This window comes from Brevundimonas sp. (genome assembly GCF_018608325.1).
In the GTDB taxonomy this organism is placed as follows: domain Bacteria; phylum Pseudomonadota; class Alphaproteobacteria; order Caulobacterales; family Caulobacteraceae; genus Brevundimonas.
Genome location: NZ_JABAZW010000105.1, coordinates 1 through 13,747 on the forward strand (window position 1 = coordinate 1; position 13,747 = coordinate 13,747).

At 66.0% G+C, this 13,747-nt stretch carries 17 protein-coding genes; 8 read left to right on the top strand and 9 right to left on the bottom strand.

Going from position 1 to position 13,747, the window contains the following annotated elements; all coding sequences use genetic code 11:
• Positions 1–534 (bottom strand): DUF2793 domain-containing protein (locus QZ281_RS10710; RefSeq protein ID WP_292228207.1); only part of this gene is annotated, 534 nt, incomplete at its 3' end.
• Positions 535–680: 146 nt separating this feature from the next.
• A complete protein-coding gene (locus QZ281_RS10715; RefSeq protein ID WP_292228209.1) occupies positions 681–1,142 on the bottom strand; it encodes a DUF4112 domain-containing protein in 462 nt (153 codons plus the stop codon).
• Positions 1,143–1,197: 55 nt separating this feature from the next.
• Here QZ281_RS10715 and QZ281_RS10720 point away from each other — a divergent pair, with 55 nt between their 5' ends.
• Positions 1,198–2,151, top strand: coding sequence for an endonuclease/exonuclease/phosphatase family protein (locus QZ281_RS10720; protein WP_292228211.1), 954 nt, complete (start codon positions 1,198–1,200; stop codon positions 2,149–2,151).
• 6 nt (positions 2,152–2,157) lie between these two features.
• On the opposite strand, the gene QZ281_RS10725 is transcribed toward QZ281_RS10720, so the two are convergent.
• The 7 genes from QZ281_RS10725 to QZ281_RS10755 form a co-directional block, all read right to left on the bottom strand.
• A complete protein-coding gene (locus QZ281_RS10725) occupies positions 2,158–3,360 on the bottom strand; it encodes a CCA tRNA nucleotidyltransferase (protein WP_292228213.1) in 1,203 nt (400 codons plus the stop codon).
• Positions 3,357–4,019, bottom strand: a complete 663-nt coding sequence (locus tag QZ281_RS10730) for a CoA pyrophosphatase (RefSeq protein ID WP_292228215.1) — start codon at positions 4,017–4,019, stop codon at positions 3,357–3,359. Before QZ281_RS10730 ends, QZ281_RS10725 begins: the two co-directional genes overlap by 4 nt.
• On the bottom strand, positions 4,016–4,558 hold the full coding sequence (locus QZ281_RS10735; RefSeq protein ID WP_292228217.1) for a DUF1285 domain-containing protein: 543 nt from the start codon (positions 4,556–4,558) through the stop codon (positions 4,016–4,018). The genes QZ281_RS10730 and QZ281_RS10735 overlap by 4 nt, the downstream gene beginning before the upstream one ends.
• A 51-nt stretch (positions 4,559–4,609) precedes the next feature.
• On the bottom strand, positions 4,610–4,996 hold the full coding sequence (locus QZ281_RS10740; protein ID WP_292228219.1) for a transglutaminase-like cysteine peptidase: 387 nt from the start codon (positions 4,994–4,996) through the stop codon (positions 4,610–4,612).
• Between the two features lie 138 nt (positions 4,997–5,134).
• Positions 5,135–5,632, bottom strand: coding sequence for an N-acetyltransferase (locus tag QZ281_RS10745; protein WP_292228221.1), 498 nt, complete (start codon positions 5,630–5,632; stop codon positions 5,135–5,137).
• 65 nt (positions 5,633–5,697) lie between these two features.
• Positions 5,698–6,471 carry an enoyl-CoA hydratase gene (locus tag QZ281_RS10750; RefSeq protein ID WP_292228222.1) on the bottom strand — a complete coding sequence of 258 codons (774 nt, stop codon included), beginning with the start codon at positions 6,469–6,471 and terminating at the stop codon, positions 5,698–5,700.
• Positions 6,468–7,553, bottom strand: coding sequence for an MBL fold metallo-hydrolase (locus QZ281_RS10755; RefSeq protein WP_292228224.1), 1,086 nt, complete (start codon positions 7,551–7,553; stop codon positions 6,468–6,470). Before QZ281_RS10755 ends, QZ281_RS10750 begins: the two co-directional genes overlap by 4 nt.
• 127 nt (positions 7,554–7,680) lie before the next feature.
• Between QZ281_RS10755 and QZ281_RS10760 the strand changes: the two genes are divergently transcribed.
• The 7 genes from QZ281_RS10760 to QZ281_RS10790 all read left to right on the top strand — a co-directional run.
• Positions 7,681–8,619, top strand: a complete 939-nt coding sequence (locus QZ281_RS10760) for a hypothetical protein (protein ID WP_292228226.1) — start codon at positions 7,681–7,683, stop codon at positions 8,617–8,619.
• A 64-nt stretch (positions 8,620–8,683) separates the two neighbouring features.
• On the top strand, positions 8,684–9,469 hold the full coding sequence (locus tag QZ281_RS10765) for an exodeoxyribonuclease III (protein ID WP_292228228.1): 786 nt from the start codon (positions 8,684–8,686) through the stop codon (positions 9,467–9,469).
• A gap of 5 nt (positions 9,470–9,474) precedes the next feature.
• Positions 9,475–9,990: a hypothetical protein gene (locus tag QZ281_RS10770; RefSeq protein ID WP_292228230.1), complete on the top strand. Its 516-nt coding sequence runs from the start codon at positions 9,475–9,477 to the stop codon at positions 9,988–9,990.
• A gap of 127 nt (positions 9,991–10,117) precedes the next feature.
• A complete protein-coding gene (locus tag QZ281_RS10775; RefSeq protein ID WP_292228232.1) occupies positions 10,118–11,023 on the top strand; it encodes a cobalamin biosynthesis protein CbiG in 906 nt (301 codons plus the stop codon).
• Positions 11,024–11,068: 45 nt separating this feature from the next.
• Positions 11,069–12,037 (top strand): rhodanese-related sulfurtransferase, encoded by a 969-nt coding sequence (locus QZ281_RS10780; protein WP_292228234.1) that lies wholly within the window; start codon positions 11,069–11,071, stop codon positions 12,035–12,037.
• A 44-nt stretch (positions 12,038–12,081) separates the two neighbouring features.
• On the top strand, positions 12,082–12,858 hold the full coding sequence (locus tag QZ281_RS10785) for an AraC family transcriptional regulator (protein ID WP_292228236.1): 777 nt from the start codon (positions 12,082–12,084) through the stop codon (positions 12,856–12,858).
• Positions 12,859–12,952: 94 nt separating this feature from the next.
• The coding region (locus QZ281_RS10790; RefSeq protein WP_292228238.1) for a DMT family transporter at positions 12,953–13,747 on the top strand (795 nt) is incomplete at its 3' end.

Sequence of the window (13,747 nt, forward strand, 5' to 3'; positions counted from 1 at the left end):
CAACAGGGACAGCACATCCGACGCGCCCTGTTTGTTCAGGGTCATGCGCAGGTCGCCGTCGCCGCCCGCCTCAGCTTCCAGCGCGGTGAACAGCATCTTGCCTGCCTTGACCGCGACAGGATTGCCCGCGTCCGCAGTTGTGCCGACGCCCAGACGCGTCAGGTTCTGCACTTCGCCCAGCCGGCCGCCCAGCGGACGCCACTCACCCACCTCACGCACCAGGACCGACTGGGTGTCCAGCACCACCGCGATCAAGCCGACGGGCGCAGGAACTTCAGTCCAGCCCCCGACCTCGAACCGCATCAGCGCACCCGCCGCACGCCCGGCCCACGCTGCGCCTGTCGCGCCCGCAGGCAGGATGTAAAGCGCCCCATCCGCCACGCTGGATGGCTGGGCCGCAGTCGTCCGGCTGACCACCGCCGTCGCCGTCAGGGCGTCCAGGCGCGTCAGGGCCTCATTCAGGGTCACATGTTTCTGCATCTGCCCCGCCGCCAGATAAGGCAGGGCCAGACGCGCGCTGAAGTCGTCGCTCATTGGCTGATCTCCGTTGTCGTTGGAGATCAGTCTGTGCGCAGGCCGAGGTCAGGCGCGCAGATTGGCCGACATGCCGACCAGCCTATTGTTTTCCATAGAGATCGTTCGACCAGATGTGCGCGCAGCCCCATGCCTGCACACCCATTTCAGTCGTGCAGATAGACGATCCGGCGCAGCTTCTTGTCTGCCTGAACCGTCTCCAGATGCTTGTCATGATCGCCGCTGGCCTTGGCGTTGGCCTCTGAGTCCTCGACCCAGTGGGTGGACTCGATGTGCTTCTGCGGCGCCCCCGCCGCCAGCAGTTGACCGGGAAAGAAGGTGTCCACCACGTCGCCTGCAATCGGCACGGTTCCCGTCGCGGCGTCCACCGCCATATAGGCGGCCATCCGCGCCAGGGTCGCGGGCGTCGCCTTGGCGCGTAAGCCCTGCCACATCAGCCAGCCGCCCGTTCCGACCGTATAGACGGTTCCGACGATAGGGACCCAGGTCAACAGACCGTCCATCCCCACGCCGAACGGCCCAAAACCGATCACACGGTCCGACAACTTCTTGATCCCCTCGACATTGGACCAGATGTTCTCGATATCGCTGATCGTGCGCTTGGCCATGTCGCGTCCCTAACGCCGCATTCGGATCAGCGTTCACAACGAAAGGCAATCCTTGATGTCCTTGCTGAAACTGGCGGCCAATCTGGCTGCGAGTGCGATCCTTGTGGGCCTGTCTGGGTTCGGCGTCGCCGCCCTGTCCGGCATCGGCCATCGCTGGGTGGACATCCTGGCCCAGTTCACCGCCCCGGCTCTGGTCGTGGCGGTCGTCGGCGCCCTGATCTGCCTGATTCTACGCCTGTGGCCTGCCGCCGCTGTCGGGGTTCTGGCGTCGCTGGTGCTGCTGGTCGCCGTCTGGCCGCAACTGACGCCGACCAAGGGAACGCCCCAGCCCGGCCAGCCCGTGATCCGGCTCTATTCCGCAAATCTGTGGGTCGAGAACACCAATGTTCAGGCCATGCGCCGCTCCATCGTCGCGGCTGATCCTGACATCATCGTGCTGGTCGAGTTCGGCGCGGCGCCCTCCGCCCATGTTGAGGAACTGCTGGCCGGTTACCCGCACCGCGCCATCAACGGCCGTCTGGACCCAACCACCGGTTCATCCCGCTCCGTCATCGCCTCACGTTTTCCGATCACACAGAAGCTGCCGTCACGACATGACGGGCTTCAGGCCGTCGGCGCCGAGATCGAGACCCCGCTGGGCCCGCTCAATGTCTTCGGCGTCCACCTGACCCGGCCCTGGCCCTATCAGTATCAGTGGGGCCAGATCACGCAGGTCATGGCCCTGACCGAACGCCGTCTGGCCGCGCCCGAGCATCCCGTCATCGTCGCAGGCGATTTCAACAGCGTCTCCAGCGCCCGTATCGGCAAACAGATTCAGGCGGACATGGGCCTGATCCCCGCTCCCGGCTGGCCCGGCACCTGGCCCAGCCAGGCCCCCGCCTTCATCGACATCAACATCGACCAGGTCTACCGCTCGCCGGATCTGGCCCTGCTCAGCCGCCGCATCGGCCAGCCGACAGGATCGGACCACCGCCCGGTCATCACCGAGTTCACCCGCGCGGCGCGATAGGCAGCCTCAATCCGCGATCAGTTCCCGCAGCCGGTCTTCGTGGCCGTCTGTGGGGAAGTCGTCGGCGATCCAGCCCGCCTCGAACGCCTTGAGGATACGACCCGTCTCCGGCCCCGGCTTGACGCCCAGCTTGGCCAGTTCACGTCCGCCGACCGGCACTTTCGGCGCAACCCAGACCTCCGCCAGTTGACGCAAAGTCTCGCCGTCACCGCCCGTCGCCGCCTCGGCCAGCCGCAGACGATCCTGAAAGGCGGGCCGCCCCAGCCGATAGATGGCCGCCCGCGCAGCCACCTCTCCCATGTCAGGTGAAACCTGCGCTCCGTCCGCGACAATGGCAGACAGTCGGTCACGCACCGCGTTCGACAGGCGCAGAGCCCCCGCAATCCGCACCACCTGCGCCTCATCCTTAGGCAGCAGGGCCGACAGACGCAGAACCGGATCAGCGCTCAGCCCGCACAGGGCTTCGAACAGCGCCAGCGGCTGCACCTCCGGCAACACCTGCGCCAGAACCCCGCTGTCCTGCATCGCCCGCACCGACGGGCGCGGATCAGGCGCGGCCAGAAGTTTCAGCAGTTCCTTGGACACCCGCTCGGCGGACAGCCTGTCCATGCCGCCCTTCAACGCGCCACAGGCCGCTAGACCCACCGCGTCCGGCGCCTCCCGCCCGTACCAGGCGTAAAACCGGAAAAACCGCAGGATCCGCAGATAGTCTTCACGAATGCGCGTCTCCGCCTCGCCGACGAAGACGATCCGGCCAGCCGCTGCATCCTCCAGCCCGCCGCCGGTCGGATCGAACACCGTCCCTGCGGCGTCGGCGTACAGGGCGTTCAGGCGGAAGTCCCGCCGCGCCGCGTCCTCGGCCCAGTCCTCAGTGAAGGCCACCACCGCGCGCCGTCCATCCGTCTCCACATCCCGGCGCAGGGTCGTGATCTCATAGGGTTCGCGCTCGGACACGCCGGTCACCGTGCCGTGCTCAACCCCGGTCGGCACGGCCTTCAGCCCCGCCGCCTTCAAGGCCGCAATCGTCTGTTCGGGCCGCAACCGCGTGGCGATGTCGATATCGTCGACACCCTGCCCCATCAGGCTGTTTCGGACACAGCCGCCGACAAAGCGCGCGCACCCCGGCCCGCCCGCCGCCTCCAGCGCGGCCATGACGGCTCTGGTCGCCGAGGCCGTCAGCCACGGCTGGTCCGCCATCGACACCGTCACGCCGCGTCCTCGTCCGCTGCTGCGTCCGGTTCAGCCTCGTCGCCATACAGGCGCGCATGCAGGCCTTTCAGGATGCTGGCGGTCACACCCCAGATGTAGCGCTCGCCCCACGGCATGGCCCAGAACCAGCGCCTGAGCCCCGCATCCATGTCGTAGAAGTCCCGACGGTGATTGGCCGCGTCCATCAGGAAGCTCCACGGCGTCTCGAACACCTCGGCCACCTCATCCGGCGACGGGGTCACCACCGGCGGTTCGCGCAGCCAGCCGATCACTGGCGTCACCAGAAACCCGGTGCCCGTCTCATAGGTGTCGGACAGGCCCAGCACCTCGACCGCATCGCGTTTCAGGGCGACCTCTTCGTCGGCTTCGCGCAGGGCGGCGTGAACCGCGTTCTCGCCGGGATCCAGGCGACCGCCGGGAAAGGCGATCTGTCCGGTATGGCTGGCCAAGGTGTCGGACCGCCGCGTCAACAGCACCGTCGCCCCTTCCGGGCGCGCCACGATCGGCACCAGAACCGCCGCGGGCCGCAGCGTCTTCATCGAGCGTTCGACCATCGGGTTCAGGTCGAAATCCGACCGGACCACCTTGGCGTCCGGCCGCCATGTCTCGACCGGGGCCAACCGATCCAGCAGCCGCTCTCTCAGGGTGTTCAAACTCACGCCACAGCCCCCAGATCAAACGCCTGACCGCCCGACCGCACCGCCAGCCGTCCATCGACCTCATCGGCCGTCTCGACCAGATCATAGAAGACTGACCGCACGATCCGCGCCCACAGGCCGCGCCGCACATGAACCCTCGGCGCCGGTTCACCGCTCACCGCATCGGTTTCGACCACAATGGGGTCATCCACACCCGCCCGCACCTGATCGCCCACATCCGTGGTGAAGACCAGATCATCGCCGTCCCGCTGCATCGCCACGGCCCGGAACGGCAGGTCCTCGACCCGGATCTTCATCTTCTCGACTGGCGTGACCAGATGATAGCCGTCGGGGTCTTTCCTCAGCACGGTCGAGAACAGCCGCACCAGCGCCTCACGCCCGATAGGCGAGCCTTCGTGCATCCACACCCCGTCCGCGCGGATCAGGATGTCGATGTCGCCGCAATGCTCCGGGTTCCACAGATGGACGGGCGGCAGGCCGCGTCCCGGCGCCTGTTTCGCTGCGTCCGCAACGGCCTCCAATCCGCTTTTCTCAGTCATGCCCTATGACTTAGGCGCGCCGGAGCGTTTCGTCACCGCCGCTCGCGCCGATCAGATGGGAAACCGATACCCATACCGCTCCAGCGTCGCCTTGTGCTCGATCCAGGCGAAGCGGTTGTCCAGCACCCAGTCGCCGTCGATGACCAGCACGGCATGGGGCGCGCCTTTTTCATTGGTGACCCGAAGCACCGCCATCCGCTCACCCGGAAACCCCGCCTGAAACAGGCGCGCCAGCTTGGTGAAGGCATAGTCGTCACAGTCGCCGCGTTTCGATGACGGCTCGATCGCAATCACATCGCGACCATACTGCTCATCATCCGACTGGAAGCTGATTTCACGATTCACGGCCTGATTGACGCGCTCTATCAGGCGCTGTTCAGAACCGGTCGCCGCCAGCACGCTGCAGACAAGGACCATCCAGATCGCGATCGAAAACACGAACGCTCCCAGGATCCCTGCAACCCGCCGCCGCAACATCACGACCTCCATTCAGGGGATGCATCGTGCGGTGGCGCTTCGGTGACGGGTATCATCCATCCGGGTTAGGGATGACGGTTAATCTGGGGGAGACTGGCCTCAGAGGGCGATGGAGACGGCGCCCTGCACGGTCTCGACCTGAACGCCCAGCCACAGCAGGCGGCGCCGATCAACCGGTCCCGACAGAACGGCATCCGGCGCGGGCGCAAAGCCGAACCGTCCGAAATACGGAGGATCTCCGACCAGCAGAATGCCGCCGATGCCCGCCGTCCGGGCATAGTCCACACAGGCCTGCACCAACTCAGCACCCAGGCCGTCGCTGCGGCTGGCGGCGTCCACCGCAATCGGCCCCAGGAACAGCGCGTGGGTGTCCCCCACCATCACCGGCCACAGACGCACCGATCCGATGATCCGCCCGTTCTGACGAATGACGAAACCCGCCGCCGGGCACGAACCTTCGCGCAGGCGTTCCGCCGTCTTGGCGAAGCGGCCCGGCCCAAAGGCGGCCATGACCAGCGCCTCCACGCCTTCGGCGTCAGCCGGGATCTCGGCTTCGATGCGGCTGTGGGCCGCCGACAGGGCAAGGGCGTGCGACATCTGCGCTCCGGTATGGGCGCGCGCACCTAGGACCAAAGCTGCGCCAAATCAAGGCGCGTCGGCGATCAGCCCAGCTTGGAGAAGTCCGGCGCCCGCTTCTGGGTGAAGGCGGTGAAGGCCTCCATCGCCTCGGGGCTCTTCATCTGCGAGCCAAAGGCCTCACCCTCGCGTTGCATCAGGACCCACAGGGCCTCGGCGTCGCGCATCAGGCGTTTCGTCTTGCGGATCGAGTTCGGGGCACGGGCCGCGACCTTTGCCGCCAGCTCCGCCGCCGTCGCATCGACGTCGCCAGCCGGAACCGCGCGGTTCGCCAGTCCCCACGCCAGCGCCGTCTTGCCGTCGATGACCTCGCCCAGGGCGAACAACTCAAACGCGCGCTGATGACCGATGGCGGCCGGCAGAAGCAGGCTGGACGCCGCTTCGGGCGCCAGGGCCAGATTGACAAACGGGACCGACAGCAGCGCGTCGTCCGCCACCACCACCAGATCGCAATGCAGCAGCATGGTCAGGCCGATGCCGACGGCCCGCCCCTTCACCGCCGCCACCAGCGGCTTGTCCAGATCAGCCAGCGACTTCAGGTACCGGAACACCGACATGTCGAACGGCTTTTCGGTCTGTGAACCGATGGCGATGAAGTCGCCGATGTCATTGCCCGCCGAGAAGCTGTCGCCTTCGGCGCGCAGCAGCACCGCGCGGATGGCGTCATCGGCCTTGGCCCGCTCCATCGCATCCGACAGGGCGGCGTACATCGCCTGGGTGATGGCGTTCTTCTTGTCGGCCCGGTTCAGGGTGACGCTCAGCACGCCGTCCGACAGTTCAGTGCGGATATGTTCGCTCATGTCGTTTCCTCGTTCTTATCCGTCGCCGACCACCAGTCGACGCCGTTTTCATCGCGTGTTCGCCGCGCGCGGCCCCGCCGTTCCAGATAGTTCAGGTGCGCCTGAGCCTCACCCGTGGCCATGCCCAGCACAGCATCCCCGATGGAGCGACCAAACACCGCCGGGAAGGCGTCAACGACCCTAGCCGGTTTCCCCAAGGTCCGATCAAGCCGTTTCAGCGCCGTCTCGTGCCCGCGTTTCAGAGCATCCAGACGCGGACGAACGCCGTAAAAGGGCTCGCCATGCGCAGGCAGGATAAAGGCGCCTTCCGGCAGCAGGGCCTGAAGTTTTTCGATCGAGTCCATCCAGTCGCCCAGAGGATCAGCCGCAGCCTCGGTCGGCCAGACCGACACATTGGACGAGATGCGCGGCAAAATCTGATCACCGGCGATGAAAACATCATCCGACTTGCGCCACAGACAGACATGCTCAGGGCTGTGACCGGATCCGATGACGACAGTCCATTCATCGCCGCCGATGCCCAGAACATCCCCTTCGCTCAGTCTTTGATAGCCGCGCGGGATCGGCGAAACGCCCTTGGCGAAACCGCCATACTCCGCCCGCCACTTGGCGATCTGCGCTTCGTTCCATCCGGCGGCGCGATAGAAGACTTCACCCTCGGCAGGCGCATCTCCCCCTTCTTCCGCCGCCAGCATGCGTCCGGTCAGATACTCGATCTGCGACATAAGCAGCGGCGCGCCCGTTTGCTCGCACAACCAGCCCGCCAGGCCGATGTGGTCCGGGTGCATATGTGTGCAGATGACGCGCGTCACAGGCCGTCCGCCCAACGGCCCCGACAGCGCCTCAGACCACGCCTTGATCGAAACTCCGGTCTTCAGCCCGGTGTCGACAATCACCCAGCCCTCGCCATCCGCCACGGCATAGACGTTGACATGATCCAACTGGAACGGCAGCGGCAGCCGCATCCACAGCACGCCAGACGCAACCTCGGTCACCGCCCCGGGGACTGGAACCTCCAACACCGGATAGTTCGGGCCGCGTCGTTCACCAGCCGTTTCGTGTTTTTGGGCGCCGTCGGGCAAGTCCGTCTCCAATCGCAACTAACGAACTCTATGCCGGATGTCGTGGCTACGTCCACCCACGCCTTGACCCCGACCTAATAGGTCGGCACACGAAACTTTCGAAGACACAGCCCCCAAGGTGTTTCCTATGAAATTACGCATCGCAGCCGTGCTGCTGGCGCTGGCTTTCAGCGCCGCGTCCGTTGCTCCCGTCGCCGCACAGACTCAACCTGACGGAACTCACGAAGCCACGCGCCCCGCCAACAGCGGCCGTGCTGGACGTGACCGTGACCGCAGCCGCGCACCCCAGATGACGCCTGAACAGATTCAGGCCGCCGCCCAGGAACAGGCCACTCTCGCCAACACCGGCTGCCAGGTGACTGAAGCCAAGCTGCTGGGCACGACGGCGGAACGGACGTCGGTTTACGAAATGGCCTGCGCCGCCGGACCGGGCTACATCATCGAAACCAAGACCCCGCCCAATGTGACGGATTGTGTTGTCCTGGCTCACTCGGCCGCCACCATGCGCGCGTCGAACCCGACGGCTGATGTCGGCCCGCAGTGCACGATCGCCGCCAACCTGGACACCCAGCGGTTCCTGCGTGAATACGCCCAACAGGCTGCAGTGCCCTGCACGGTTGATGATGCAACCGTTATCGGCAAGTCCAACGAAGGCGCCATCGTCTATGAGATCGGCTGCGCTGGCGAACAGGGCTACTGGATCAAGAAAATCGACAACGCCTGGCAGAAAACCGAATGCATTCAGGTGCTGGCCGAGCGCGGAACCTGCCGCCTGACAACGGCTGGCGAGATCGCCGCCTCGGTCAAGAAGTGGCTGGCCGGTTCTGACGCTGCCGCCTGCGACGTCACTGAAGCCCGCCTGATGGGTCAGAATGCAAACGGCATGTTCTATGAAGCCAAGTGCGCTGCCGGTGACGGTTTCATCGCTCGCACCAACGCCGAGCACGCCGTTCAACAAGTCTATCCTTGCGCCACCGCCCAGCAGATTGGCGGCGGCTGCTCCGGCAGGCGGCCGTCCGTAAGGACGTCTTGCGCTAAATCACTGCATGAAAGGCCGTCGGAGTGATCCGGCGGCCTTTTTGTTTCACGGCCTCTTTTCCAGAACCGTGACGCAGCCTAGCCTCGTCGTCATGCGCATCGCCACCTGGAACGTGAACTCTGTCAACGCCCGCCTGCCCACCGTGCTGGCGTGGCTGGAACAGGCCAACCCCGACGTCGCCTGTTTCCAGGAGATCAAATGCGTCGACGAGAAGTTCCCGCGCGAGGCCTTTGAAAGCCTGGGCTACAACGTCGAGACGCACGGCCAGAAGAGCTATAACGGCGTCGCCCTGCTGTCGAAGTTTCCCCTGTCGGATGTCCGGCGCGGCCTGCCGGGCGATGAAACCGACGAACAGGCCCGCTATCTGGAAGCCGTGATCGAGGCCCCTCGCCCTATTCGCGTGGCGGCCATCTATCTGCCGAACGGCAACCCGCTGGGCACGGAGAAGTTCGCCTACAAGCTGGCGTGGTTCGAACGACTGAACGCCCGCGCGCGCGAACTGCTGACCTATGAAGAACCTCTGGCCCTGTGCGGCGACTACAACGTCATCCCCGAGGCCGTGGACGCCAAGGATCCCGCAGCCTGGACCGGCGACGCCCTGTTCCAGCCAGAAAGCCGTCAGGCCTTCCGGGCCCTGAAGAATCTGGGCCTGGCCGATTCCCATGAGTTGGGCGACGAACCAGCGGGAACCTACACCTTCTGGGACTATCAGGCCGGCGCCTGGCAGCGCGACCACGGCATCCGCATCGACTTCGCCCTGTTGTCGCCGCAGGCTGCTGACCGTTTCCGCAGCATCGAAACCCACCGCGACGCCCGCGACATGGACAAGCCCAGCGACCACGTGCCCGTGGTGATCGACCTCGATCTGGAGGCCTGACGGACATGGCGGATGCGCTGCGCGTCGTATTGCTGGTCGCCCTGGCGGCGGCCTTGCTGACGACCGTGGCCCTGGCCTTTTCCTGGTGGATGGAGCCCCCGCGGCGCCTTCACCGCGCCCTGCTGAAGGCCATTGGCGCAGCGCCCGAAGTCGAGACCATGTCCCCTGGCGAAGGCAAGGCCTGCGCCCTGAACTTTGACGAAGAACAGGTCGTGGTGCTGTGGGCCAACGGCGCCCACGGGCTGGCCTATCTGTTTAACGAGGTCGATGGCGGCGAGATCATCGTTGACGGCCACGTGGTCGCGCGGGTTCGCCGGGGCGAGGTGCGCAAGTCGCTGGATGTCCTGGCGCCCGACGCTGAACAGGTGGTGCTGCGGCTGATGTTCGCCGACGCACGCAACCCCGAGTTTGAACTGGCGTTATGGGATGCGACGTTTGCAGGTCAGGTCGGATCGCCTGGCGAGGCCTTGAGATTGGGACGGCGTTGGCTGTCGCATCTGGAAGCCTTGCTGAAGGGCTGAAATCCCGCCGGGCGCAGCCGACGCCCGTTGGATTTCGTCGGCGACAATCCCCTCTTTCGATTGTCACGATGGGGCGTTAGAAGCGCCAGTTCATTGTACTATACGCCTTTTTATTTGGGAGGCCGCCTTGGCCCGCCTTTTCGACGCCTATGTCGTCGCCGACTGGACCGCTGCTGAAAACAAGAAGCTGGGCGATACGTCCCTGTGGATCGGCGTGGCCAAACGCGATGTGCGTTTCCGCCTCTATACCGAGACGCACAATGTCGCGACGCGCGCGGAAGGCGAGGCCCTGCTGGCCAGTATCCTGGCGGAACACCGCAAGCGCGGGGACCGGGTTCTGGTCGGGCTGGACTTCAACTTCGGATACCCCAAAGGCACGGCTGAACGGCTGAAGCTGGAAGGCGCGCCCTGGCAGGCGATGTGGAAATTCATCGCCGCCAACATCGTGGACAAGGCCGACAACACCAACAACCGCTATCAGGTCGCGGCCAAGATGAACCGTCTGATGACGGACGAGGCCTGGCCCCTGTGGGGGGCACCTGCGAAACAGGCCCAGCGCTGGCTGACGACGACCAAGCCGCCGGTTGGCGCGGGCGCCGACATCCCCGAGTTCCGCGCGACCGAAGACGCCGCCCGCAAGGGACGGCTACAGCCCAAGAGCGTCTGGCAGATGCATGGCGCGGGCGCCGTGGGTGGTCAGACCCTGGTGGGCATTCCGGCTGTGCGCCGCCTGCTGGAAAGCCTTGGCCCATCCGGCGCCGTCTGGCCGTTCGGCACCGGCTGGCGGGCGCTGACGCCGGACGACGTCGAGCCGCTGTCGGCCCTGGTGGTCGAGGTCTGGCCCTCGATGTTCAACGCCAAGCCGAATGACGGCGAATACAAGGATCAGGCCCAGGTCCGCACGACCGCAGAGGCCCTGGCCCTGCTGGACGAAGCCGGTGATCTGGCTGGCAAGTTCGCACCGCCCGCATCGGCGACGCCGGAACTGATCGAACAGGTCGAGCAGGAAGAAGGCTGGATTCTGGGCGTCTGACGCCGGGTTTGTCCAAACCCGGCGGGCGGAGTATCTGCTCGCGCCATGTCTTGCCTCCCCGACCAACAGACCACGACAGAGCCGGGCGACATCCGCGTCGCCGCCCTTTACCGGTTCAGCCCCATCACCGACCGCGAGGCGGTGCGCGACGCCCTGTACGCCGCCTGCGAGGCGGGCGGGGTGCGCGGCACCCTGCTGATCGCGCATGAAGGACTGAACGGCACCATTGCAGGATCGGAAGCGGGCATCGAGGCGGTGCTGGCGGCCATTCGCGCCCTGCCCGGCTTTGCTGAGCTTGAGGTCAAATACGCCTGGACCGGCGACATGCCCTTCCTGCGCCTGAAGGTCCGCGTGAAGGCCGAGATCGTCACCATGGGCCAGCCCGATCTGGATCCAGCGCGCCAAGCAGGGGTCTATGTCTCGCCGACCGACTGGAACGCCCTGATCGCGGATCCCGACACCCTGATCATCGACACCCGCAACGATTATGAGGGCGAGATCGGCGCCTTCGAAGGGGCGGTGCAGCCCAACACCAAGAGCTTCCGCGACTTCCCCGACTGGTTCCGCACAGAGGGCCGCGCCCTGATGGAGCAGACCCAGCCGAAACGCGTCGCCATGTACTGCACCGGCGGCATCCGCTGCGAAAAATCCACCGCCTTCCTCAAGGCCGAGGGGGTCGAGAACGTCCACCATCTGGAGGGCGGCATCCTGCGCTATCTGGAAGAGGTCGAAGAGGCCGACAGCCTGTGGCGCGGCGACTGTTTCGTCTTTGATGAGCGGGTGTCGGTGGGTCATGGGCTGGTTCAAGGGCCGCACAGCCTGTGCCGCGCCTGCCGCCTGCCGGTCGATGAGGCGGGCCGCGCCTCGCCCCACTTCATCGAAGGTGTCTGCTGTGAACGGTGCCGCGACACGCGCGATGACGAACAACGGCTGCGCTATGCCGAACGCCAGCGCCAGATCGAGATCGCCCGCACGCGCGGTGTGGACCATCTGGGCGCCGTCAAGGGAACATAGGGCGGTCGGCTGCGCGGCCTGATCGCCTGTGATAGATTGCCGCCATGTCGATCCTGACCGGCGCATCTGATGAAAAGCCGATGGCGCTGGGCCTCAGCGTCCGGTCGTACGGCGCCGATCATGGCCCGCACCGGCATGATTTCGGGCAACTGGTCCTGCCGCTGTCCGGTTTTCTGGAAATCGATGTGAGCGGACGGCAAGCCCCCCTGATGCCGGGGCGCGCCGCTTTCGTCGGCGTGGGCGAGCGCCATTCGCAGGAAAGCCGCCAGCCCAATGCCTCGCTGATCCTGGATCTGGACCTGTCGCTGGCCTCGCCGCAGGCCAGCGAGGCGCTGGCGGCGGGTTCGTTCCTGACCCTGAACCCGCTGGCTGGAAAACTGGTCGACTATATGGGGCTGATGACCGCATCAGGCGCGGCCCCGTCGGCACAGGCGCTGAGCTACTGGACGCCCCTGTTGCTGGACGCCCTGACGACGGGCACGCCCTCCGCCACCTCGCGGCTGGACGGGCTGCTGGCGCGGATGGAGGCCGAACCGGGCGCAGACTGGACGGTCGAGCGCATGGCCGCACGCGTCGGCGTCAGCGCCAGCCGCCTGCACGCCCTGTTCCGCGAACGGCTGGACACCACCCCCGCTGCGGCCCTTGCCGACATCCGGTTGAAACAGGCGGCGCGCTGGCTGGCGCAGACCGAACTGCCGATCTCGGAACTGGCCTACCGGGCCGGTTATTCGGATCAGAGCGCCCTGACCCGCGCCATGCGCCGGGCAATGGACGTCACCCCCGCCGCCTATCGCCGCCTTTCGCGCCAGAGCACGGGCTGACGGGGCAGTAGCCCCGGTCTAAAGATCAGCAGTCTGGATCAAGATCGCAGACGGTGGAGCGGATAATGGGCGTCTCCGAAACGGAGCGTCTTCAATGCCATCGACCAACAGGATCATTCTGGGCCTCATCTGCGGCATGGCGGCGGGCGCCCTGTGGGGCGTGGTGTTTGTCGCCCCGGAACTGGCGCGGCCCTTCAACGGGATGCAGCTCGCAGCAGGCCGGTTCCTGGCCTACGGGATCATCGCCGCTGCCCTGATCGCCCCCCAGTGGAAGCGTTTGTCAGCCCTGATCGGCGCCGCAGAATGGCGGGCGCTGATCGTGCTCAGCCTCTTGGGCAACATCATCTATTACATCTTCCTGGCCAGCGCGGTTCAGTTTGGCGGCGTGGCCATGACCTCACTTGTGATCGGCTTCCTGCCGGTGGCGGTGACCATCATCGGCAGCCGCGACAAGGGCGCCGTACCCTTCATCAAACTGGCCCCTTCGCTTGCGATGTCCGCAGCGGGCGTCGGTCTGGTCGGTTGGCAGTCGCTGGACGGCAATGCGCCGGGCGAGATGAAGGGCCAGTTGATCGGTCTGGCCTGCGCCTTTGCGGCCCTTGGCTCATGGACTGCCTATGCCGTCAGCAACAGCCGCTGGCTGGCGCGCCTGCCGCATATCTCCGGCCAGGACTGGAGCCTGCTGACGGGCGTGGTCACCGGCGCGCTGGCCCTCGTGATCGCCATCCCGGCCTTCCTGATCCGCCCCGGCCATTTCGCCGCCGAGGAATGGATGCGCTTCATCGTCGTGGTCAGCGGCATGGCCCTGCTGGCCTCCATCGTCGGCAACGCCCTGTGGAACAAGATGAGCCGCCTGCTGCCGCTGACGCTGGTGGGCCAGATGATCCTG